This window comes from Leptospira ognonensis (genome assembly GCF_004770745.1).
Lineage (GTDB): Bacteria > Spirochaetota > Leptospiria > Leptospirales > Leptospiraceae > Leptospira_A > Leptospira_A ognonensis.
On sequence record NZ_RQGD01000014.1, the window covers coordinates 169,924 to 192,325 of the forward strand.

Below are 22,402 nucleotides of genomic sequence, written 5' to 3' on the forward strand. Positions count from 1 at the left end.
CTTGGGTGACCAAGCATCGGTTCGCGAGATCGTCCATCTCGCGAAAATTTATTACCAACGGCAGTGGATGTTTGCCACTGCTGGCAATCTCTCATTTAGAGCGGAAACTCCTTCCCAATTTTGGGTGACCGCCTCAGGAAAAAATAAAGGGAACCTAACAGAGAGCGATTTTGTATGTGTGGAAGTCGCCTCTGCAACTTTAATAAAAAACAGCCCGACAAACAGTGAACCAACGAATAAACCGTCAGCAGAAACTTCAATCCACCGTTCCATTTACCGTCATTTCAATGATGTTCAATCCATCCTCCATGTACATACACTCTCCTCGAATTTATTGAATTTTAATTTAGATCCTTCCGAGGGCTTTCGACTCATAAAAATTCCGAATATCGAAATGATCAAAGCCTATGGAATTTGGAAGGAAAAACCGAATCTTGAGATGGCAGTTTTTTATAATTATGGTGACGTGGCTCAGATCGCCGAACAAATTTCGATATTTTTTAATGAAAATCCAGAGTATCCTCTTCCTTTTCTTTTAGTAGAAGAGCATGGACCAACCGTTTGGGGAAAAACAATTGATGAGGCCAATCGACATCTCGAAGCCACTGCTTTCCTATTCGATGTCATGCAAGAATTGAGAAAATGAAAAAATTGATTTTAGTTTTCGGCTCCGGCTCCGGAATCGGTGAATCCATTTTTGAAAATTTAAAAAACCGGAATGACGAAAACAGTATTCTCTTCGGATTTTCTCGTCGTGGCAGCGAGTATGCCGGAACGTTCCAAGAAAATGTGAATCATTGTTTCGACCTAACAAATCAGGATCATATTTCAAAATTTAAAACTGACTGGCATGCACTCTTCACCAAACAGAACCAGTCCTATCCCGATTCCCTGCAACTCATCATCTACTTTGCTCAGGGCGACGGATCATTCAAATCAATTGAGCAAATTGAGAATGAGGAACTATCATCACACTTCCAGCTGAATTTATTTTCATCGATGCAATTGCTAAAAATATTTGCTCCTTCAATTAAACGTTTAAATAATTCAATCATCGTCTTTCTTGGCTCGACTGCTTCTAGGATTGGATTTGAAAATTCGAGTGCCTATTGCGCCTCCAAACATGCGATTTCTGGTCTTGCAAAAGCTCTCCGGGAGGAGTGGAAACCTTATCAGGTTAAAGTGGTTAACGCATATCTCGGAGCGATTGCGACGGCAATTTGGGATAATCGTGAAGATTTTTCGAAAAATGATATGATTTCTGTCTCCGATGCTGGTGAATTCCTTGCCAATATATCGTACTTACCACAAACTTTATATCTGGATGAAATCTACATCACTCCCAGGAAAGGAGTCCTATAAAAATGGAAGTTCCTGATTCAATCATTCTCGTAACGGGCGGCAGCGGAGGAATCGGACGGGAGATTGTCAGATCACTTGTTCTTTCTGGATTTTCTGTCTGGAACTTGGATAAAGTGCGACCGGAATCCCCTGTCCTTCAAGAAACGTACCGAGAAATTGATCTATCCGAGCCGCTGTTTGTCCTAGAGAGAAATCTTACAAAATTAGTATCAGAATGTAGTCAATCTGGAGAAATTTATGGATTGATACATTGTGCAGGTTATGGCGGTCCTTACCAAAAAATAACGGATGTTAGTTTGGAAGAATGGCAATCCATCTTTAGAATAAATGTTGATTCTTTTTATATCCTAACAAAGTTACTTCTTCCAAAATTCAAGGATTCCAAACAAGGTAGAATCGTTGCCATTGCTTCTTCTCTTTCTCTTGTTGGGTCTGCTTTATCTGTTGCTTATTCCTCCTCAAAGCACGCGATTGTTGGTTTTGTAAAATCAATTGCGCATGAATGGGGTGAGTTTGGTATTACAGCAAATTGTATTAGTCCGGGTTATGTTGAAACTAAGATGGGTGTGAAAGAAAATGAAATTGCCGATCATCGACAAGAAATAATAAACAAAACTCCCGTTAAGCGTATAGCTGAACCATCTGAGATTTCTCGTGTAGTAAATTTCCTGATCCAAAAAGAATCTGGCTATATTACGGGTTCAAATTGGACGGTTGACGGCGGCATTACCTCAATCTAAAACCATCGTTTCAGTTTAAAGTAAAGCATCATGATGATTCCTGTAAAGATCATCATTACGATGGAAAGATGATAGCCATACTCCCAGTTGAGGGCAGGAATATACTGAAAATTCATTCCGAAGATACCAGCGATGAGCGACATCGGTAACATTATGGCAGTCATAATCGTTAGGATCTTCATGATTTCGTTTGTTTTGCGACTGGATAAGGCGATATGAGCCTCAAGCGCAGATGATATCGATTCAATGTTGCTATCCACTAACTCCAAAATTCGAATCGAATGATCTCGAACATCCCGGAAAAAAGCATCTGCCTCATCGCTGAAAAATGAATTTTTAATTTTTTCAACGTCCTCAAGAACTTCCTTATTCTGGTTGATGCCCTTCTTCATATTTTGCAAATTTCCTCTTAAGCTATAGACATTGCCTATATCAAGAGTTTTGGCATTTGTGAATATTTGTTCTTCAAAATGTTCGATTCGCTCCTCAATTTTTTGTGCAATGAGAAGGGTATGATCCGTCTCGATGTCCAAAATTTTATGAACGATAAACTCGTATCCACGTGCTAGTATCTTATGATTCGTTTTCCAATCTTCTATGAGTTCGCCAATACTGTCTCTATAATCCAGGGTAATCGATATGATCTGATTTTCAGTCAGAATGAAATTGAAGTTTTTTGCTATGAGAAGATTTTTTTCAAACTGATATCCTTTAAATATGAAAAAAATATAATTCGGAAATTTTTCTAATTTAATCCTGCTGTTTGGATTTAATATATCTTCAATTGTAAGAGGGTGAATTTTGTGTTTCTCAAAGAGAACTGTAAGTTGCTCTTCGTTTTCTGCTGTTATGTGAATCCAATGTTTGCCATGTTTTGCCAATGGTAGCGGTAGTTCTGGAGAAATTTCCTCTTTCGAGGAGGGACTCAATATATAGTTAAATCTTCCTGGCATATTATCTTACTTCTGTAAAAAAAAATTTTCCTGCACCCTTTTAATTTCGGGTGCAATATCAGTTGATAACACGAATTTTTTTGTTTTGTAAGTCGTTCCAGTTTCGAGCATTACTTCCTTGGTTTGTCCAAATCTCGAAAGTAGGATATGAACTCTCTCTTTCGGCCTGAGTTGTTTTTCAGTTCGATCAAAATTGAGTTTGCTCATTCTTTTGCCGTTAATCGCTAATATTTCATCTTCTAATTGGATATCTACTGATGGCGAATGTATCTGTCCAATTAACTTCCCCACAAACAAATTTCCATTTTTTTCCTTTACCCGAAATCCGATATCTGCAATTAAATCGGTTTCTATTCGAGTTAAACCAATGAAGCTTAAATAATGATCAATGGGAAACTTTATCGGAGAAACTAAGTATCTCTCAAATTCTAACTTCAGATCAATTCCCGAAATTTGTTTTGCCGTATCAAAAAATTCAAGTTTGGTAAATCCCCTTTGTTTTTCCACATGGAATTTTTGGTATAGAGATTTTAAAATATCTAGAAAAGTAACTCGATTTTCTGTTTCCCTTAATAAAAACAAGATCATCGCCAGAACCAAAACACCTCCCTTTGTATAATAAGAAACAGAAGTATTATGACTATTCCCATTTCGTTTATAGTATTTATTCCAAGCCGTAAAAGATGAGTCTTCGAGACTCATCCAAGTTTCCGAATCAGTCTCCTCCATGGAGAATATATCGCTCTGCAATCTACTGATGAACTCTTCTTTTGTCAGGAAATTCGTAGTATAAAGAAAATATATATCATAAAAACTCGTTGCTCCTTCGGCAATCCAGAGCTCTCGCGTCAAGTTTGGAACTTGATAGTCAAAAGGTCCTAGTGCAATGGGACGTATTCGTTTAACATTCCATAAATGAAAGTATTCATGTGAAAGTAGTTCCAATAATTTTTTATATTCATCCTCATCGGTGACCTGTTCGGGACTAAAATAGTTTACACTGCATGCTTTATGTTCTAAGCCTCCGTAAGCAGGCTGCGAAAGATTTAAGATAAACAAGTAGTATTTATTTGGGGAACCTCCCATCAGTTGGATTTGCTTTTCTGTGATTATCTTTAGATCTGCTGCTAATTTTTCTTTAAATGGAAATGAAATATTTCCTTCTATGAATAGCTCATGCTCACATCCTTCGGCTTCAAAAAAAATAGAATTCTGATTGGATAAATGAATCGGTGAGTCGTAAAGTTCGTCAAAATCATTTGCAAAATATTGATTTTCCTCTTCTAAGCGTTTCAGCGGAGTAAAAATATTTGAAAAGTAATTTGAGGTATCCATTTTGATAATCACTGGTTCATTTATATTTCCCTCTTCATACAGGAAAAGGCCTGCAGAGTTGATAAAGCCAAAATCTGAAACCAAATAGTTCGTTCTCACAGTGTAATCTTCAAAAGCATAAATGAGATATCGAATTACTGTTAGATTCGATTCAGTTGTGACTTTCCAGGTATGTAGACCTGTCTGTTCATATATTAAGCTTCTCCCAGTCATTTTATCTATAGCTGAAAATTGATGCAAATGTGTTGAGTAATCTCTAATCATATAAGAACCAGGAGTCCATGCCGGTAAATTTAAGATCACCTCTTGCTTGTTAGATTGAATTTCCAGTTGGACTTCGAAATAGTGCTGATAGGCATCAAAAATTTTTACTAAATAAGTATAATTAGCAGATTTCATATTTATCTGAGCATCCTGTTTTTTCAGTTTTTTGCCAAATGTTTTCTTGACACTCACCTGCCTTAGTATGAGAAAAGAGCTAGCTAAGGTATGAGCAAAGGAGGTGGTCCATTTGGATAGTAGTTGTTACAACACAAGATTTTTGACCCGCGAGGTGGCTGGGCAATAACTGCCTCAAGCATCGTTGCAAAACCGACCAGTCACAGTCTTTCCAAGTTCTGAAAGTTGGTCTCTTTCAGGCTATAGGCAGTCGCTTGGAAAGATTTCTCCTCATTCTGGCAATGTTTCTGGATAGGAACTGAGGCCCAATTGGTTCCCATCGGGATCTAAGAAATATTTCGTAAATTCTGTTTTATGTGATAGTGGAATCGTTTCTAATAAGATGTTCCATTTTTTTTCATCATCGACCTCAAAACCAAATACGAGAGCACGTGGTGCCATTTTTTCGCCAATTTCTATCATCAAGATCGTTTCTGAGAACTGGATCCAAATCGATCGAAGAGTGCCGTCTGCCTCCAGCCATTCCTTCAACTTTTCGGCATGCGGCAATTTCAGGTAAAAATCAGCTAGTTTTCGAACATTCGGGGTTCCGATCGCAATATGGTGTATCATTTTTTACTTTTCAAAACACTTTCATCCTTGAATAGTATCAAGAAATAAAACCCTCGGAGTTTTTCATGAAAAAAACACTCGTATTTGCGCTCTTTTTAAGCTTGGCTTTCGCAAACTGTAAATCAAAAGTTTATACGCAAGAAGAATGTGATGCAGCATTAACATCTGCATTTGTAGCGATTGAAGAAGAAGCTAAAAAGAATCCGCAAGCGGCACCACTTCTTGCTGGCCTCCAACAAGGAAAAACGAAAATGGTTGAACAGTGTATGGAAGGTAAATTTGACCCTAACTGTTTGAAAAATGCACCTGGTTTGACTGGCATTATGGGTTGCGTAAAAAAATAGAACCTATTTGAACAACCATGGCCTCAGGAGCAAATCTCTGAGGTCACTTTCTCTCCGAAATGGATATGAATCCTTCAGGTTCCAAATAACAACCATGCTCACGGTACGGTCCTGATTCGAAAAAGAATATCCTTTGTGCATATTGTTTCCCCTCCCATAGACAACGTTTGCAGATAAATGGCATGATGGCCCAATCCTCACATTCTTCTGGCCTGAATGCTGGCCATACGCGTAACAAGGGTTTGGAGATTTCTTCTTCTTTTGATTCAATATTAACAGCAAAAAGCACACAAAAAAAGAATAATATGTTATAAGTCCGAAGGAGTTGCATCTAATTTAGTATCGGTGAGAAGTCTGATTTTCAAAATGGAGTAATGATAGAAAAATTCAAGCTTCCGACGCGAGAGATGAATGGTGCTATCTTAGTTCTTATTGGTGCGATTTTATTCTCGGCAAAAGCCGTCGTTGTAAAACTGACTTACCAGTTTCCTTTAGGAGCCGTAACCTCTCTATTCTTTCGTATGTTATTTGCGTTTCCATTTTTAGTTTGGATTGCTTATAGAGAAGAGAAGAAAGAAGGGGCGACTCGAATTGAGCGAAAGGAATGGATTTCCGTGATCAGTATGGGAATCGTGGGTTACTATTTAGCAAGTCTTTTTGATTTTGTCGGTCTTCAATACATCACTGCAGGACTTGAGCGTATCATCCTATTTGTTTATCCCACTCTTGTTGTAGTACTCTCTTTCTTTTTCTTAAAAACGAAAATTCATTTTAAGGAGATTTTTTCTCTCCTCCTTACTTATACGGGAGTCGGAATCGCCTATAGCCAAGACTTAAAAGTAGGCGAGACAAAAGATGTCACACTTGGCGCATTCTTTATTCTATTATCTGCCCTAACGTATGCTATCTATTTGATGGGGAGCGGGAAGATGATTCCTAGGTTAGGTGCCAAACGATACACGGCCTATGCTCTTGCTATTTCCTCACTCGTCGTTTTCTTACATTTTGCTCTTTTCGGTCGGTATGAAGAACTGATACAACCTTTCGAATTTTATATTTTGGCTTTTTTTATGGGCACAGTAAATACAGTTCTTCCTGCTATTTTCGTCTCGGAAGGAATCGAGAGAGTCGGTTCGAAGGCCGCGGCGATCATCGGGTCTGTAGGACCTATGTCAACTTTGTTCCTTGCCTATTGGTTTTTGGGCGAAACAATTACATTTTTCCATATAATTGGCACAGTTTTTGTTCTCTCTGGTGTCTTTCTCATTGGAAATCAAAAAAAACCGAAGCAAATTGCGACTTAAGAAAGATTTTCTTCTTTCATTTGTTGAATTCTTTAGATAATGAAAGGAGTGATTATGAAAAAGACTTTAGGCTTCCTAATTCTATTCGGAACCATGATGGTCTCAAACAACGGATTGTATGCTCAGTTTACTTGTACTGGGCAAGCTTGCTCTTACCTCCCGTCAAGCATCACAAGTACTTTAAATTCCTCCTATACACGCCTTCAAACAGAGTATCTAAATGAGGTATTAAAAACAAACACGGAAGCTGGATTTCTTGCAAACATTGGAACTTCGAATGTGGGAACGGGAACCGTCAGAAAGATTCAGATAGGTGGCAATATTTCTGCCGCCGGATTTAAAAAAGATGATATTATCATCGAAGAGCCTGGCCTAAAGCTTCCAAAACTTCCAAACGTTGGTGGGTCTGTGATCCCTAACGTAAATGTTGATTTTAATCCTGGTTGGATTCTCGGCTTTGATAGCCGTCATTGGATGAGTCGTTTCGGCATTTTTCTTCACGGAATGGATATGGTTGTTTCCAATAAGCAACTCCAAGGGTTATCGAATAACAAGAATTATGAAGGTAGGATCACTGCCAAAAGTTATGGAGGAATGATCCGATACCAAGTTATGGAAAAGGAAGGTTTTTTGATGAACCTCTTTACTTGGAATGGAATCAACGTGGGTGCAGGCCATCACGTGATGGAAGAAGATTTTAATTTTAAGTACCTAGAGGGAAAAGCAGCAAGCATTGTCTCCAATGGAGTGACTGCAAAATGGGGAGGAGATACAAACTTTCTCTACCATACAAAGGTGCGAACCACCAACGTAGATATTCGTACTGGAATTGGCATGTTTTGGATTGCCAATCTGATCGTTGGCGGCGGATATAGCTGGAATTCAGGGGACAGTCAGATTTCTCTCTCGCGATCTGGTCCACTCCTCATCCAAGCAAATGGAGCGAGCACGATCGAAATCCCGCGCGAGTACCAATCTCAAATCGATCCAGCCTTGCTTGCCGTAAGTCCATCGGGAACGTTGGGATTGGACCTGAACGGAAATGCAAAAATTAAGCGCAACATGGGATATGGAATCGCAGGACTGGAACTTGATATCTATGTCATCAAAGTGATATTAGAGGGATTGTACGGAGGAAAGGATCTTTACTCTGCCAATCTTGGTGTAAAGTTTTCTCTCTGATCGAAAGTTAGGGATTTCATAAAAATCCCTTTTCGTTTCTCATAGATTATAGATTATGGGATCATGAATTCTTATCGAAAATTTTCTAGAAAATATTTTCTCCTTACTGAAGTAATAAATTTAATTTTTCTCGTCCCATTCGCTTTTATTTTCGTCTTCATTTTTATTGATCCTTCTGCGATTCAATTCAAAGCAATGCTAATTGGAAGCATTGTCTCGATTGTCGTTTCTCAGATCCTACAACTATTCATTCTTTCGCAATTAAGGCCCCTAAGAATCTATCTAGGAAAATTTGAAGAGAGAGTCAAGATTCCTACTGAGGAATTCCTCTTTGCAAGAAACCGCGCTGTAGGCCTTCCGAAACGAGTTTTTTTCATCAATTCGATGAGATGGCTTGTTTCTATTATCATTGTCGTTATCCCTTTCCTACTCATTAACGAAACGAGCAAAAGCCAAATTGTAAATTTAATCGGAATCGTTTTGTTTGTCGCTATTATCAGTATTCTTGTTTCTTTTGTTACCTCCGCCTACTTAATCAACGGACTCTTTAAAGATGGATTTTTTGAACTTCAAGGTGAAATCGAATTTCAATCTTTAGAGTACCAAAGCATGAAGGTCAACCTTCCATTGCTAATATCTGCATTATTACAATTATTATTGATCGCCCTGGTTCTTGTTAGTTTCAATTCAATGAAGTCGGCAATCGATTTGAGTTATAAAAACCAACTCTATAATTTAAATTTAAATAATTCCGTTCATGTCTCCGATTTTTATTCAGAAAAAGAAAATGCCATTCGGGATTTTGTAAAAAATCCCCTTCATCAGAAGTTAATTGAACAAAAGAAATGGAATGAGCTTACGCCAATATTACAGGCATTATTTGCAGAAAGAGGGTCCTTTTTCGAAAATGTATTTGTCGCTTCCATGGAAGCGCCATACAAAATCGAAGCCTCAGGATTGCCAGAGAACGCAAGTGTCGGCTATCCAATCCAAGAATCGGAAGATGCAAAAGAAAATTTGAAACAATCCTTAGCGGGCAATTTACATTTTAGCTCTGTTTTTCAGTCTCCGATCACCAAGACTTCTGTTATACTTCTAACCATGCCTGTAAAATCTGAAAGTGGAAAGATAATAGCAATGGTTGGCTTCCCGTTCCGGGTAGGGAATTTCATAAAAAAATCAGTCGGAGAATTGAAGTTAGGTGATAGCGGCTATGCATTCATTTTAGATAAAAACTTGGTTTCCATTTGGCATCCAAACCCTCAATATGAAAGATACGATTTCTCAAAAACTCCTATTGCGGAAGAAATGTATAAACACAATGACGAACAAATAATCTTCTACATGTGGGAGGGCAAACAGAAAGCGATGCTCTCGAAATACAATTCCAAATACCAATATTATTTTGTCACAACTATCGGAGTGGAAGACGTAGAAAAACAGGCAATAGTTGCACTTATCAATTTAAGCATCATTGCATTTATGAGTTCCATCTTTATCAATTTGGTTGTCATTTTAGTTTTGCGTTCTCGATTGAAAGGTCTTGATTCCATTGACCGCATTCTTGACTTAATCCAGTCAGGAGATTTAACTCAAAAAGCAAATGTCGATAGCGTAGATGAATTCGGACGTATGCAACTTGGACTGAATAACACCATCGACCAAATCGCCGATGTAGTTGGTGCGAACCAATCTGCTTCTGAGGATCTCGCTTCTTCGGCAGAAGAGATGTCCGTTTCCTTAAATAGTCTTTCTGCCAATGCACAAACACAAGCTGCCGCAGCGGAAGAGATATCTGCGTCCATTGAACAAATTTCAGCTGCCATTCAAAGTGTTGACTCGCAAGCCGAGGAACAGTTTAAGAAAGTTGATTTTTTAAAAATACAAATGGATCGACTTTCGGACATCATAGCAACCACAGGAAAACAGGTTGGAAATGCGGCACTGAATGTCACACAAATTACTAATGAGGCAAGAACGGGTCAAGCTTCACTGGATTCGATGCGAAATAGTATTTCAAAGATTAGCAATAGCTCGGCTGAAATTGGCAATGTGATTGAGATCATAAATAGTATCTCCGAACAAATTAACTTACTCGCATTAAATGCCGCCATCGAGGCAGCTAGGGCAGGAGTTTATGGACGTGGATTTGCGGTCGTGGCCGATGAAATTGGAAAGCTCGCGGATAAAACAGCACAATCAATTAAGGACATCGATGAATTGATACAGGCAAATGAATTAGAAATTAGCAACGGAACACAAACGATCGAAACGACAATTTCACTCATTACAACGATCATTACCGGTGTGAGCTCTTTTCAACAACTAACACAGTCGATTGAAAAGAATACTATGGAACAAGCAAAGATCAATGTTCAGGTCACTGAAGAAGTGGAAAAAGTGAATCAAATCAGTCAGGCGATCAAAGTTTCGATGGAAGAGCAAAAGAATGCCATTGGAGAAGTTTCCCAGGCCATTTTTAATATTAACGATTTGACTCAGTCGACAGCTGCGGGTCTCGAAGAGATGACAGCTTCTTCGAGTGGGATTGCCAATCTGGCCGATACTCTCAAGCGGAAGATTAATTTCTTTCAATTGAAACAGTCTTAGCTTCGACCAAGGGATAAATGTTTGCCAATGCAAATCTAGCTTACTAGATTGACCGTTAGGTCAACGAATATGAGTTTATTTAAAAAATATAAGAGAAAAGTGATCGGTGGTTCGGTCGGTTTTTCTATGGGTGTGGTCGTTCCTCTCGGCGCCTTGCTGATGTATACTTTGGTCTCCCCCGAAGGCGACCAATTACGTGTTTTTATCTATAGCTTAGTATGCGCTGCAGTCGCTGTTCAAATTTTTCCCATCATACTTTTCCCTAGACTCCTGAATGATGTAGAAAAGTATTTGAATGATCTTGAATCTGGGATTGAGATTTCGGAGGAGTTTTACCATAAGATTTGGAACCGAGTTTCCAAAATGCCAATCTGGCTTGCTCTCATCGGTATCTTACAATGGATATGTGGGGCACTCATAGTCCTCATACCTTTTGAGATGCATGCACAAACCACAAAGTCTCAATCCTTTTATCTGGAGAATACGTTTATCTTTGCGGCTTTGTTAAATGTTATCTTGTCATTTTTATTTATTGAAGGGACTTCTTCTTTCCTTTTGCAGCAAGGTGCCTTCGACCGAGAGCTTGAGGACAACAAAAAGCCATTTTATCGTCGCCTTAGCATTTCGATTCCCGTGATGATATCTCTTATGATCATTATCATGAGCGATGTTTATTTAATGATCTCATACAAAATCAATTCCAATTCTCTTGAGAAGGCATATTCGAATCAGCTCTACAATTTTAATCTTAGCAATGAGGCGTCGATGAATGTACTTCTTGCAAACATTGAATCAAAGCTGAACGAAATTGCAGAGCTCCCTCAGATCCAAGAAGCAATGGTGAAAAAAAATTACACCGCTCTTACTCCTATTTTAAGAAAGGTCTATGATAACCCTTCGCTTTATTTAGAAAATAGTATTGTAGCCTCTGTGGAAGATGGTTATGCGGTGCTGGCAACGGGTCTACCAGATGGTACAGGGATTGGATATAAACTTGGTACGAATCCAAATATTAAGGAAAACATTTCTCACGCGCTGGAAGGAAAAATCCATTTTGGGAAAGTAGAGAATTCACCCATCACAAAAAAACTGGTAATCATGGTCAGTGCGCCAATCAAAGCGAATGGAAAGGTCGTAGGTATACTCGGTCTTCCGATGCGTATGGATGATGCGATTCAGGATCTGCTGAAGAACATTAAAATTGGAAATACAGGTTACTCTTTCATCTTAGACCGAGATTCGCAAATGGTCTGGCATCCAAATCCTAAGTATTTGTTAGTAAAATTTAAGGATACTGAATTCGAGACTCTCTCAGAGGAAGCGGGCGATACCAAAGCATTTGTAAATAATTGGGAAGGCTCCAAATTTTTGTTAAGGAAAAAAACGAGCTCAAAATATGGATACCAATTTTATTCGACAATCGATTTAGCTGAAATTGAAAAAGAGTGTTATGATTCACTCGATGGTCTTGTCCTACTTAGTCTTAGCGGTGCCTTCTTGATTGCTCTTGCAACATTTTTTGTCTTTTATATTAAATTTAAACCAATCCAAGGCATTGAAAGCATTCTGCAAAATATGGGTATCGGAAATTTAACACAGAATGCCAGTTTGGTTTCATCAGATGAATTTGGAAAATTAGCTAAGGGACTGAATAAAACTTTATTACAAGTTTCTGAGGTCGTTTCCGTGAATCAGGCTATATCAGATGAAATGGCAGCGGCCGCAGAACAAATGTCAGCCTCGCTCGGAAGTCTTTCGATAAACTCACAAACGCAAGCAGCATCCGCTGAAGAAATCTCTGCCTCTATCGAGGAAATTTCTGCAGCCGTTCAGTCCGTTGATTCGCAAGCTGAATCTCAGTTCAAAAAAGTAGATTATTTAAAGCAGCAGATGAATGAGCTTACAAATGAGATTCAACTGACAGGTAGCGAAGTTACTAAGGCGACCATAGAGTTTACTAAGATAACCGATGAGGCAAAAAAGGGACAGTTGTCTCTTGACCAAATGCAAAATTCTATCTCAAAAATAGGAGAGAGTTCAGAACAAATAGGCAGTGTGATTGAAATCATCAATAATATTTCAGAACAAATCAACTTGCTTGCGTTAAATGCAGCGATTGAAGCAGCACGTGCAGGCAGTTATGGGCGAGGTTTTGCTGTTGTTGCCGATGAGATCGGAAAACTTGCGATCAAAACGGCAAGTTCCATCAAAGATATCAGCGAACTCATAGAGGCCAATGATGCGGAAATTTCCAAAGGAACGACGATCATTGGCTCTACCATCAATCTGATTCAAAATATCATCCAAGGAGTCGCTTCCTTCCAAAAGGTTACAGAATCCATCCAACAGAGCACAAAACACCAATTGAGTCGGAATGCAAGCGTGGTGAGTGAAGTAGAAAGTGTAAATGAGATCTCCCAAATGATCCGGATGTCTATGGAAGAGCAGAAACAGGCCATTGGGGAAGTGGCTCAGGCCATCTTCAGTATCAACGATCTGACGCAAACGAACGCAGCCGGAGTCGAGGAAATGACGGCTTCCTCCACTGGGATCGCAAATCTATCCGAAAACTTGCGTAAAAAAATCAATTTCTTCCAATTGAGGGCATAAAATGGCTTGCCATATCTAGATATCAAGAATTCTTGATATCTAGATATCTCGCTTATGGCAACAACAGAGCAAAAAATCGCCGGTTTTACTTCGAAACGTCTACTTTCTTCCCTGAAAGCTGTTTCTGATGAAACCCGAGTGAGAATCCTGCATATATTGAGTTTTGGCGCTTTTTCCGTGAACGAGGTCGTGGAAATTTTGGAAATGGGCCAATCTCGCATCTCCAGACACTTAAAAATTCTAACGGAAGCGGGACTCATCCAAACACGCCGAGAGGGTTCCCTCGTTTACTCCTATTTGCCAGAATCACTGGTTCCGTTTTGCACTGAACTAACGAATCTAATCCTCTCCTATAAAGAAGACCTACCAGAGCGAGAGAGAGACCAAAAACAAGTGAGTATCATTTTAGAAAATCGAGAAAGGAAGTCGAAAGGATTTTTTGACCGCATTGCAGGTGACTGGGAGTCTCTCCAAGAAGAAATTTTACATCCTAAGGTTTATAGATCTTGGATTTTAGAAAACCTTCCAAACCAATTGCACGAAATCATAGACCTCGGATGCGGCCCAGGAGGTCTCATCCCATACCTCCTCCCAAAAGCCAAACGAGTGCTTGGCGTCGATTCTTCTCCCAAAATGATTGAGGCGGCAAAAGCTGCTTTCGGGAACAATGAAAGTGTAAAACTTTTTACAGCTCAATTGGAATCATTGCCTCTGCCTGACAACTCATCCGAAGCAGTTGTTGGAAGTATGGTCTTGCATCATATATCACATCCACCCGCTGTCATCGAAGAGGTGGCACGCGTTTTAAAAACCGACGGAATCTTCTGCTTGGTTGACTTAGTAAAACATAACCAAGAGATGATGAGAGATAATTTCGCAGATCTTTGGTTAGGTTTTGAGCCAGAACTCTTAGAGTCGTGGCTTACAAATGCTGGATTTATTTTGGAATCAATAAGCGAAATTCAAACGGACTCTATTTTTAAAATTTTAACAATTAAAGCAAAGAAAAAAGGAGGACTTTATGTCCACAGCAACTAGCACGAGAACGGAAAACCTTCCATACAAAGTAAGAGACATCTCACTTGCCGAATGGGGTAGAGAGGAAATTATTTTGGCCGAAAAAGAAATGCCAGGTCTAATGGCACTTCGATCAGAATTTGGAAAAACAAAGCCATTGAAAGGCGCAAGAATCGCAGGTTCTTTGCACATGACAATTCAAACAGCTGTACTCATCGAAACATTGATTGAGTTAGGTGCTGAAATCAGATGGTCTTCATGCAATATCTTTTCAACACAAGATCACGCAGCGGCTGCAATTGCAAAAGCGGGAATCCCGGTATTTGCATGGAAAGGTGAAAGTGAAGAAGAATACTGGTGGTGTATAGAGCAGACTCTTTACTTTGATGGAGGTAAAGGTCCAAACATGATCCTTGATGACGGTCATGATCTCACTCACTATGTACATGAAAAACACCCAGACCTTTTGAAAGAAATAAAAGGTGTTTCAGAAGAAACGACTACAGGTGTTATCGGTTTACATAAGAAATTGAGTACAGGTGAACTTAAAATCCCTGCAATCAACGTAAACGATTCCGTTACTAAATCAAAATTTGACAATCTTTATGGATGTCGTGAATCATTGGCAGACGGTATCAAAAGAGCAACAGATGTTATGCTAGCTGGAAAGGTAGCACTCGTTTGTGGTTTTGGTGATGTTGGAAAAGGTTCTGCTGCATCGCTTCGTAACTTTGGTGCAAGAGTCGTGGTAACAGAGATCGATCCTATCTGTGCTTTACAAGCTGCGATGGAAGGTTACCAAGTTCTTCGCGTAGAAGATATCATTGAAAACGCTGACATCATAGTGACAGCTACTGGAAATGATGACATCATCTCACTTGAACACATGAAAAGCATGAAAGATGGTTCCATCCTTTGCAACATTGGACACTTTGATACTGAAATCCAAATGTCACGTCTTAATTCTGAAAAGGGTGTAATCAAAAAAGAAATCAAACCACAAGTTGATAAATATACTTTCCCTAATGGAAAGTCCATCATCGTTCTTGCCGAAGGCAGACTTGTAAACTTAGGTTGTGCAACTGGACACCCATCATTCGTGATGTCTGCATCTTTTACAAACCAAGTTCTTGCGCAAATGGAACTTTGGAATAACAAATATGAGATCGGTGTATATCGTTTACCTAAGAGACTTGATGAGAAAGTGGCAGCTCTTCACCTAGAACAGTTAGGTGTGAGACTTACAAAACTCACTCCTAAACAAGCGGAGTACATCGCAGTTCCAGTAGAAGGTCCATTTAAGCCTGAGCATTACCGTTACTAAGGAGTAGATAATGGCTTATGTAGTAACAGAAATTTGTGTCGATTGCAAGTATACTAGCTGTGCTGCGGTTTGTCCTGTAGAGGCATTCCATGAAGCTGCGGATACCTTGTACATCGATCCTGATACTTGTATCGATTGTAATGCATGTCAATATGAATGCCCAATCGATGCGATTTTTCCAGATTATGATGTACCTGAGAAATTTAAAGATTCAATCGCACTCAATGCGAAAGAAGCTTCTAAATTCCCAATCATTGTAAATACAAAGCCCCCCTTAAAAGGGCCAAAATGTGCTGATACCAGCAAATAGGTTTTTAAATGCAGGATGAAATACTCCTGCATGTTTATTTTACTGAAATTATAAAATTATGAAATTCGAATATACAAACCCGGAAGCAAAAACCCTCGTAGATTTACTACAGAAGAAGATACTCATCCTTGACGGTGCCATGGGCACAATGATCCAAAGGCATTCCCTGCAAGAAGCAGATTTCCGCGGGGAACGATTTAAAGATTGGACATTATCAGTCAAAGGCAATAATGATATGTTGGCGATCACGAGGCCAGATATTATCGAGAGTGTGCATTTAGAATACCTCGAGTCCGGTGCAGACATCATTGAAACAAATACTTTTAGTTCCAATTCGATTTCTCAGGCAGATTATAAAATGGAATCCGCTGTCCGTGATTTGAATTTGGCGGCGGTAACTTGCGCGAAAAATGCGGTCAAAAAATTTAAAGAGAAATCGGGAAAACAAGATGTGTTCATTGCAGGTTCCATCGGACCAACAGTTAAAACTTCATCCTTATCTCCTGATGTCAATAACCCTGCTTTTAGAGCTGTGACATTTGACCAATTAGTAGATAGTTTTTATGAGCAAGTAACAGCACTTATAGACGGTGGAGTTGATCTACTCCTCCCTGAAACTAATATCGATACTTTAAATTTAAAAGCATGTATCTATGCCATTGAAAAAGTTTTTGAAGAGAGAAAAATTCGGATCCCAGTAATCTTATCTGTTACAATTACAGATGCCTCGGGACGTACTCTTTCTGGGCAAACAGGAGAAGCATTTTATATATCCATACGTCATGCTCGTCCACTTGCAGTTGGCATCAACTGTGCATTAGGTGCTGGTGAAATGAGACCTTATATTGCTGAACTATCTCGGGTTGCAGAATCTTATGTATCCTGTTATCCCAATGCGGGTCTTCCGAATGCCTTTGGCGGATACGACCAAACACCGAAGGAATTTGGTGATTGGATGGAAGACTTTGCCAAGTCTGGATTTTTAAACATTGTAGGTGGATGCTGTGGCACGACTCCGGATCATATCCGAGCAGCAGCAGAGGCCGTGAAAAATATAAATCCTCGGCCTTTAACTGAAAAGGTTAGGTATACTTCTCTAGCGGGACTTGAACCTCTGCATCTAACGAAGGAACAAGGATTTGTGAATGTTGGTGAGCGTAATAATGTAACTGGATCTCCAAAATTTAAAAAATTGATCCTAGATGGAAATTTTGAGGAAGCAGTGCAGGTTGCCTTACAACAAGTACAAGCTGGTGCCAATATCATAGACATCAACTTTGATGAGGCTTTGCTTGATGGCGAAGGCTCTATGACAAAATTTTTAAATTTGATAGCCGGTGAGCCTGAGATCGCTCGAGTTCCGTTCATGATTGACTCCTCTAAATGGTCGGTTTTGGAAGCCGGTCTAAAGTGCATCCAGGGAAAACCAATCGTTAATTCCATTTCATTAAAAGAAGGGGAAGAAACCTTCTTAAAACACGCAAAAACGGTACAACTGTTTGGTGCTGCTGTTATCGTTATGGCTTTTGATGAAAAAGGTCAGGCAGCTACTAAAGATGAGAAAATTCGTATTTGCAAACGCGCTTACGATTTACTTGTCTCAAAAATTGACTTTCATCCGGAAGATATCATCTTTGACCCGAACATCCTGACTGTGGCAACTGGTATCGAGGAACACAATAACTATGCCGTTGACTTTATCGAAGCAACACGCGAGATCAAAAAGCTCTGTCCTGGAGCCAAAGTTTCTGGTGGACTGAGCAATATATCCTTCTCCTTTCGAGGTAATAATCCTGTTCGCGAAGCTATGCACTCTGCATTTTTATACCATGCCATTCAGGCTGGTATGGACATGGCAATTGTCAATGCAGGTATGCTCGAAGTATACGAACAGATTCCGAAAGATTTACTAGAATTAATTGAAGATGTTTTGTTGAATCGAAGGCCAGATGCCACAGAACGTTTGATAGATGCAGCAGGAACTTTTCATGGGGAAGCAAAAGTTCAAAAAAAGGACGATTTATGGAGAGGACTTTCCGTCGAAGAAAGACTCACACATGCGCTTGTAAAAGGTATTGATGAATTCGTAACGGTCGATACAGAAGAAGCAAGACAACAATTTTCGAAACCATTAGAAGTAATAGAAGGCCCGCTCATGAACGGGATGAAAGTAGTTGGAGAATTGTTTGGTGCTGGCAAAATGTTTTTGCCTCAGGTTGTCAAGAGTGCTCGTGTTATGAAAAAGGCCGTGGCTTATCTATTGCCTTATATGGAAGAAGAAAAACGAAATCAAAAAGATGAATCTGTCCAAGCAAAATTCCTAATTGCGACTGTTAAAGGCGACGTACATGATATCGGGAAAAATATAGTTGGAGTTGTTCTTGCGTGTAATAACTATCAGGTGATCGACTTGGGTGTCATGGTGCCAACGGAGAAGATCCTTGAGACAGCGAGACTGGAAAATGTACAAGCCATAGGTTTATCAGGTCTCATCACACCTTCACTCGATGAAATGGTCCAAGTAGCAAGCGAGATGGAGAGACAAGGGTTCAAAATTCCACTCCTTATCGGTGGTGCTACGACATCTCCTGCGCACACAGCAGTTAAAATTTCTGAAAAATATTCTCAGCCCGTCATACACGTATTAGATGCTTCCCGAGTTGTAAACGTCATGAACGGAGTTTTAAACCCGGCAGGCAAGGATGAATACCTTAAAGGCATTCGAGAAGAACAATCGCGGATCCGCGAGGATTTTTATGCAAGAGAAAGCGAAAGGGTTCTCCTGCCTTTAGAGGCAGCGATTGCCAATCAGATGAAAATTGATTGGAGTGGATATGTTCCACCAAAGCCTTCCTTTATCGGTGTTAAGACTATCTCTGATGTGTCTCTTGATATGCTCGTTCCGTTTATCGATTGGTCTCCCTTTTTTCTCGCATGGGAGCTCAAAGGAAGATACCCTCACATCTTAAAAGATCCAGTCGTTGGAGTAGAGGCTACCAAACTTTTTAAAGATGCACAAGATATGCTCAAAGTAATGCTCGCAGACAAGCGACTCAAACCAAAGGCAGTGGTCGGAATGTTTCCTGCCGTAAGTCATGGTGAAGATGTTGAAATCTTTTCAGATGAAACTAAAAAAGTCAGCCTTGGTCTCTATCCGATGTTGCGCCAACAAATCACCAGATTGAAAGGCCATCCGAACATAAGTTTAGCAGACTATATTGCACCAGAATCTTCCGCTCTTGCTGATTATATGGGATTCTTTGCGGTAACTGCTGGCCATGGCGTTGATGAAATTGCAAAAGAATATGAAGTTAAAAATGATGATTATAATGCCATCATGGTGAAAGCACTCGCTGATCGTTTTGCAGAGGCATTTGCCGAGTATATGCATAAGTGGATGCGAGATGAATGGGGCTTCGGTAAAGACGAGGGATTAAACAGTGACGACCTGATTCGCGAAAAATACCAAGGCATACGACCAGCACCAGGCTACCCGGCCTGTCCCGATCATACAGAGAAGAAAAAACTTTGGAAATTGTTAGATGTTGAGAAGAATGCAGGCATTCAGCTCACCGAAAGTTGTGCCATGTGGCCTGCGAGTTCAGTAAGTGGTTTTTATTTTTCTCATCCAGAAGCAAAGTATTTTGCGATTGGAAAGATCAATGATGACCAAGTGCAGTCCTATGCAAAAAGAAAGCAGATGGATGTCTCAGAAGTTGAAAAATGGCTATCTCCTTACCTCAATTATGATCCGAGTCGGAAAGTAACGGCTGTTACTTAGTCATGTCTCATGATCATGGTTGGAAACAAGTAGGGCAGGTGAAACTTCAGGATGGATTTTCTTTCCATCCAAAGTTATCTGAATGGCTACTTGAACTCACCACTCTGAAACCTGAAATGGATGTCACTGTTTTTGAGGCAAGTTGTGGAGAAGTCAATTGTCCAGTTGAGGAAGTGAAACTTACGTGGATCATTGCTGGGGCAGAAGATAAACTCAGGCTGGGCCGAGGGAAAGAAAAACTGTTAAAGCAGGACGTTTATTTGGCCTGGAAGAAAAAAATGATGTCTTAGTTTGCTGTTGCCTTCACTGGAAATAAATACTTGAGACCTAAATTCCCTTGCACTTCAGGCGACCATAGATCGTCCAAAGTTTTATTTGCTTCTCTCGCGTTTAATGGCACTTTAACCATACCTTCTAGCACGATATTACTACTTGAAATACTAATCCCTGGTGAAACATAAATTTGGCGCCCCACAAAATTTGATTTCGCAGGGTCCTGAATTTTTAAAGCTGTATTGAACTGACGAGAGATGTTATCACCATCAAATCTATGTAATTCGGAAAGTTGTAAAAATAATTCCCAACGAGAATTTTTCACGAAGGAGAATATATTCCGATTCAGTGTATATTTAACTCGAAGTCTTGCTTCACTTACATCCAAATAGGCAAGTCCACCTTGATTGAGGGAGAGGCCAAAACTGAGTCCCATATCAAAACTCACGCCACGTCTATAACTAATATAGGTTACATTCGGTTGATAAGATAGGGCACTGTAATTTGCAGACCGACTGGTCATATCAAAAGTTCCCTCAGGGTTACGATAGGGTTGGCTTGCTCCAAATGGAAGCACAGGTGAGAATATCTGAATTTGTGCAAGCGGATCATAGGAAGAGGGTGCCGTCGGCAAATTCGCTGGCCTACCCAATTCTAACTCGGCTGGAAACCGAAAAGGTATGGAAAGTGTATATTGGCCTCGGGATTCATTCGAAAATCCATTCACTTGGAAAAGACTCGGCCTCGGATCTGAGATGGAATAACTCGAGAAGAAGGGCAACCCTTGAGAGAGGAGCGTGAATCCCAAGCTTGGCAAAAGTAAGATGCTTATGACTAGGTTTCTTCTCATCTAAGATTGACTCTCGGTTAAAATTCCCAGGAATGCAATGAAATTTGCTTTTCAGTTCTTATTTTTTTGCTATAAAAAGCGAGAATGAATGAAAATGACACGCTCGTTGAACAGTTTGGTGAATGTACCTTTCCGAATCCTGCCGGATATGATTATTGGACCGATGAAAAATCCGTGGTTCTATTTCAAACCATCTTTTCAGGCCAAGAAGATGCCTTAAAAACCGTTCAAAACAACCCCGTATTTTTTGAACAGGCGGGCCCCAAAGAGAAAATTTATTTTGCTCCGGGTGAGGTGACTGCAGCCATCGTTACCTGCGGAGGCTTATGTCCTGGTATCAATGACGTAATTCGGGCACTTGTTATGGAGCTTCATTATCGTTATAAGGTTCCGCGAATCCTCGGATTTCCTTTTGGTTATGAAGGGATGGTAAAAAAATCGGGACACAGGCCTGTCGAGTTAACTCCCGATAAAGTTGCTCACATTATGAATTTTGGAGGGTCCATTCTTGGTTCCTCACGTGGGAATCAATCGACTACCGATATGGTTGACACCTTATGTTTGTATGGTGTTAAAATGTTGTTTTGTATTGGTGGAGATGGGACATTGCGTGGTGCCCAAGCCATTCAAGATGAAGTCAAAAAGCGAAAAGAAGATATAGCTGTCGTTGGCATTCCGAAGACGATAGACAATGATATCAATTATGTTCAAAAAACATTTGGTTTCTCGACTGCTTTCAGTAAGGCGGTAGAGGCTGTGAATTGTGCGCATGAGGAAGCCAAAGGCGCACCGAATGGGATTGGTCTAGTAAAAATTATGGGACGCCATTCTGGTTTTATTGCAGTGAATGCGGCACTTGCTTCAAAGAATGTTAATTTTGTTCTGATCCCAGAATCTGATTTTGATTTGGAAGGGAAGGGTGGATTTTTAGAAATTCTAAAAGAGAGAATCAAAAGGAGAGGCCATTCTGTGATCATCGTCGCAGAAGGTGCTGGCCAAAAATACTTCGAAGATAAAGGGGAAAAAGATCTGTCAGGTAACAAGAAGTTGGCGGACATAGGTCTCTTTATGAAAGATAAAATCACTGAGTCATTCAAGAAAGACAACATACCATTAAATTTAAAGTACATCGACCCAAGTTATATCATCAGGTCTGTCCCTGCAAATGCAGAAGATTCTGTTTTTTGCGGATTCTTAGCACAAAATGCAGTCCATGCGGCTTTCGCAGGAAAAACAGGATGTGTCGTCGGTATTTGGAATAATGTTTTTACCGTCATGCCAATCTCTCTGGCCATAGCGGAAAGAAAAGTGTTACGACCTGAAAAAAGTACCCTTTGGAGAGCGCTACTTGCCTCCACTGGTCAACCAAACAGTATGAAGGCGACTCAGTGATTTC

19 protein-coding genes are annotated in these 22,402 nt (G+C 39.9%); 14 read left to right on the forward strand and 5 right to left on the reverse strand.

Translation table 11 applies throughout. From position 1 onward, the window contains the following. Nucleotide 1: 1 nt before the first annotated feature. Genes mtnB through EHQ58_RS04605 form a run of 3 tightly spaced genes read left to right on the forward strand, consistent with a single transcriptional unit; the run spans nucleotide 2 to nucleotide 2,102 of the window. Complete coding sequence (gene mtnB / locus EHQ58_RS04595; RefSeq protein ID WP_135622559.1) at nucleotides 2–646, forward strand: methylthioribulose 1-phosphate dehydratase; 645 nt, start codon at nucleotides 2–4, stop codon at nucleotides 644–646. Further along, nucleotides 643–1,362, forward strand: coding sequence for an SDR family NAD(P)-dependent oxidoreductase (locus EHQ58_RS04600; protein ID WP_135622563.1), 720 nt, complete (start codon nucleotides 643–645; stop codon nucleotides 1,360–1,362). The genes mtnB and EHQ58_RS04600 overlap by 4 nt, the downstream gene beginning before the upstream one ends. A gap of 2 nt (nucleotides 1,363–1,364) precedes the next feature. Then, the gene (locus EHQ58_RS04605) at nucleotides 1,365–2,102 is read left to right on the forward strand and encodes an SDR family NAD(P)-dependent oxidoreductase (protein ID WP_135622566.1); all 738 of its coding nucleotides are present in this window, start codon (nucleotides 1,365–1,367) and stop codon (nucleotides 2,100–2,102) included. On the opposite strand, the gene corA is transcribed toward EHQ58_RS04605, so the two are convergent. The 3 genes from corA to EHQ58_RS04620 form a co-directional block, all read right to left on the reverse strand. Continuing rightward, nucleotides 2,099–3,055, reverse strand: coding sequence for a magnesium/cobalt transporter CorA (corA, locus tag EHQ58_RS04610; protein WP_135622570.1), 957 nt, complete (start codon nucleotides 3,053–3,055; stop codon nucleotides 2,099–2,101). The genes EHQ58_RS04605 and corA overlap by 4 nt on opposite strands. A 6-nt stretch (nucleotides 3,056–3,061) precedes the next feature. Continuing rightward, nucleotides 3,062–4,789 carry a M61 family metallopeptidase gene (locus EHQ58_RS04615; RefSeq protein ID WP_135622574.1) on the reverse strand — a complete coding sequence of 576 codons (1,728 nt, stop codon included), beginning with the start codon at nucleotides 4,787–4,789 and terminating at the stop codon, nucleotides 3,062–3,064. 270 nt (nucleotides 4,790–5,059) lie between these two features. After that, nucleotides 5,060–5,401, reverse strand: a complete 342-nt coding sequence (locus EHQ58_RS04620; protein WP_135622578.1) for a VOC family protein — start codon at nucleotides 5,399–5,401, stop codon at nucleotides 5,060–5,062. Between the two features lie 65 nt (nucleotides 5,402–5,466). Between EHQ58_RS04620 and EHQ58_RS04625 the strand changes: the two genes are divergently transcribed. Continuing rightward, complete coding sequence (locus tag EHQ58_RS04625; protein ID WP_135622583.1) at nucleotides 5,467–5,745, forward strand: TIGR04454 family lipoprotein; 279 nt, start codon at nucleotides 5,467–5,469, stop codon at nucleotides 5,743–5,745. 43 nt (nucleotides 5,746–5,788) lie between these two features. Here EHQ58_RS04625 and EHQ58_RS04630 read toward each other — a convergent pair whose 3' ends face one another. Further along, nucleotides 5,789–6,076: a hypothetical protein gene (locus tag EHQ58_RS04630; protein WP_135622588.1), complete on the reverse strand. Its 288-nt coding sequence runs from the start codon at nucleotides 6,074–6,076 to the stop codon at nucleotides 5,789–5,791. Between the two features lie 43 nt (nucleotides 6,077–6,119). Between EHQ58_RS04630 and EHQ58_RS04635 the strand changes: the two genes are divergently transcribed. The 9 genes from EHQ58_RS04635 (at nucleotide 6,120) to EHQ58_RS04675 (ending at nucleotide 20,173) form a co-directional block, all read left to right on the forward strand. Beyond that, nucleotides 6,120–7,049, forward strand: a complete 930-nt coding sequence (locus EHQ58_RS04635; protein ID WP_246047147.1) for a DMT family transporter — start codon at nucleotides 6,120–6,122, stop codon at nucleotides 7,047–7,049. Nucleotides 7,050–7,103: 54 nt separating this feature from the next. Beyond that, entirely contained in the window at nucleotides 7,104–8,231 is a 1,128-nt protein-coding gene (locus EHQ58_RS04640) for an Lsa36 family surface (lipo)protein (protein ID WP_135622592.1), read from the forward strand. A 63-nt stretch (nucleotides 8,232–8,294) separates the two neighbouring features. After that, complete coding sequence (locus tag EHQ58_RS04645) at nucleotides 8,295–10,841, forward strand: methyl-accepting chemotaxis protein (protein WP_135622597.1); 2,547 nt, start codon at nucleotides 8,295–8,297, stop codon at nucleotides 10,839–10,841. A 69-nt stretch (nucleotides 10,842–10,910) separates the two neighbouring features. Then, the gene (locus EHQ58_RS04650; protein WP_135622602.1) at nucleotides 10,911–13,451 is read left to right on the forward strand and encodes a methyl-accepting chemotaxis protein; all 2,541 of its coding nucleotides are present in this window, start codon (nucleotides 10,911–10,913) and stop codon (nucleotides 13,449–13,451) included. 54 nt (nucleotides 13,452–13,505) lie between these two features. Continuing rightward, on the forward strand, nucleotides 13,506–14,489 hold the full coding sequence (locus EHQ58_RS04655; protein WP_135622607.1) for an ArsR/SmtB family transcription factor: 984 nt from the start codon (nucleotides 13,506–13,508) through the stop codon (nucleotides 14,487–14,489). Continuing rightward, nucleotides 14,473–15,792: an adenosylhomocysteinase gene (gene ahcY / locus EHQ58_RS04660; RefSeq protein ID WP_135622611.1), complete on the forward strand. Its 1,320-nt coding sequence runs from the start codon at nucleotides 14,473–14,475 to the stop codon at nucleotides 15,790–15,792. The genes EHQ58_RS04655 and ahcY overlap by 17 nt, the downstream gene beginning before the upstream one ends. Before the next feature lie 10 nt (nucleotides 15,793–15,802). Beyond that, a complete protein-coding gene (locus tag EHQ58_RS04665; RefSeq protein ID WP_135622616.1) occupies nucleotides 15,803–16,102 on the forward strand; it encodes a DUF362 domain-containing protein in 300 nt (99 codons plus the stop codon). A 58-nt stretch (nucleotides 16,103–16,160) separates the two neighbouring features. After that, nucleotides 16,161–19,883: a methionine synthase gene (gene metH / locus EHQ58_RS04670; protein ID WP_135622621.1), complete on the forward strand. Its 3,723-nt coding sequence runs from the start codon at nucleotides 16,161–16,163 to the stop codon at nucleotides 19,881–19,883. 2 nt (nucleotides 19,884–19,885) lie between these two features. Next, the gene (locus EHQ58_RS04675; protein ID WP_135622624.1) at nucleotides 19,886–20,173 is read left to right on the forward strand and encodes a hypothetical protein; all 288 of its coding nucleotides are present in this window, start codon (nucleotides 19,886–19,888) and stop codon (nucleotides 20,171–20,173) included. On the opposite strand, the gene EHQ58_RS04680 is transcribed toward EHQ58_RS04675, so the two are convergent. Beyond that, on the reverse strand, nucleotides 20,170–21,006 hold the full coding sequence (locus tag EHQ58_RS04680) for a hypothetical protein (protein WP_135622627.1): 837 nt from the start codon (nucleotides 21,004–21,006) through the stop codon (nucleotides 20,170–20,172). The two genes, EHQ58_RS04675 and EHQ58_RS04680, sit on opposite strands and share 4 nt — an antisense overlap. 84 nt (nucleotides 21,007–21,090) lie before the next feature. Between EHQ58_RS04680 and EHQ58_RS04685 the strand changes: the two genes are divergently transcribed. Next, nucleotides 21,091–22,398: an ATP-dependent 6-phosphofructokinase gene (locus tag EHQ58_RS04685; protein WP_135622632.1), complete on the forward strand. Its 1,308-nt coding sequence runs from the start codon at nucleotides 21,091–21,093 to the stop codon at nucleotides 22,396–22,398. The last annotated feature ends 4 nt before the right edge of the window (nucleotides 22,399–22,402 follow it).

Bases quoted from the DNA above. Each gene is read 5' to 3' on its own strand.
- EHQ58_RS04600 (WP_135622563.1), top strand. From the start codon at position 643: ATGAAAAAATTGATTTTAGTTTTCGGCTCCGGCTCCGGAATCGGTGAA.
- EHQ58_RS04605 (WP_135622566.1), top strand. From the start codon at position 1,365: ATGGAAGTTCCTGATTCAATCATTCTCGTAACGGGCGGCAGCGGAGGA.
- corA (WP_135622570.1), bottom strand. From the start codon at position 3,055: ATGCCAGGAAGATTTAACTATATATTGAGTCCCTCCTCGAAAGAGGAA.
- EHQ58_RS04615 (WP_135622574.1), bottom strand. From the start codon at position 4,789: ATGAAATCTGCTAATTATACTTATTTAGTAAAAATTTTTGATGCCTAT.
- EHQ58_RS04620 (WP_135622578.1), bottom strand. From the start codon at position 5,401: ATGATACACCATATTGCGATCGGAACCCCGAATGTTCGAAAACTAGCT.
- EHQ58_RS04625 (WP_135622583.1), top strand. From the start codon at position 5,467: ATGAAAAAAACACTCGTATTTGCGCTCTTTTTAAGCTTGGCTTTCGCA.
- EHQ58_RS04630 (WP_135622588.1), bottom strand. From the start codon at position 6,076: ATGCAACTCCTTCGGACTTATAACATATTATTCTTTTTTTGTGTGCTT.
- EHQ58_RS04635 (WP_246047147.1), top strand. From the start codon at position 6,120: ATGATAGAAAAATTCAAGCTTCCGACGCGAGAGATGAATGGTGCTATC.
- EHQ58_RS04640 (WP_135622592.1), top strand. From the start codon at position 7,104: ATGAAAAAGACTTTAGGCTTCCTAATTCTATTCGGAACCATGATGGTC.
- EHQ58_RS04645 (WP_135622597.1), top strand. From the start codon at position 8,295: ATGAATTCTTATCGAAAATTTTCTAGAAAATATTTTCTCCTTACTGAA.
- EHQ58_RS04650 (WP_135622602.1), top strand. From the start codon at position 10,911: ATGAGTTTATTTAAAAAATATAAGAGAAAAGTGATCGGTGGTTCGGTC.
- EHQ58_RS04655 (WP_135622607.1), top strand. From the start codon at position 13,506: ATGGCAACAACAGAGCAAAAAATCGCCGGTTTTACTTCGAAACGTCTA.
- ahcY (WP_135622611.1), top strand. From the start codon at position 14,473: ATGTCCACAGCAACTAGCACGAGAACGGAAAACCTTCCATACAAAGTA.
- EHQ58_RS04665 (WP_135622616.1), top strand. From the start codon at position 15,803: ATGGCTTATGTAGTAACAGAAATTTGTGTCGATTGCAAGTATACTAGC.
- metH (WP_135622621.1), top strand. From the start codon at position 16,161: ATGAAATTCGAATATACAAACCCGGAAGCAAAAACCCTCGTAGATTTA.
- EHQ58_RS04675 (WP_135622624.1), top strand. From the start codon at position 19,886: ATGTCTCATGATCATGGTTGGAAACAAGTAGGGCAGGTGAAACTTCAG.
- EHQ58_RS04680 (WP_135622627.1), bottom strand. From the start codon at position 21,006: ATGAGAAGAAACCTAGTCATAAGCATCTTACTTTTGCCAAGCTTGGGA.
- EHQ58_RS04685 (WP_135622632.1), top strand. From the start codon at position 21,091: ATGAATGAAAATGACACGCTCGTTGAACAGTTTGGTGAATGTACCTTT.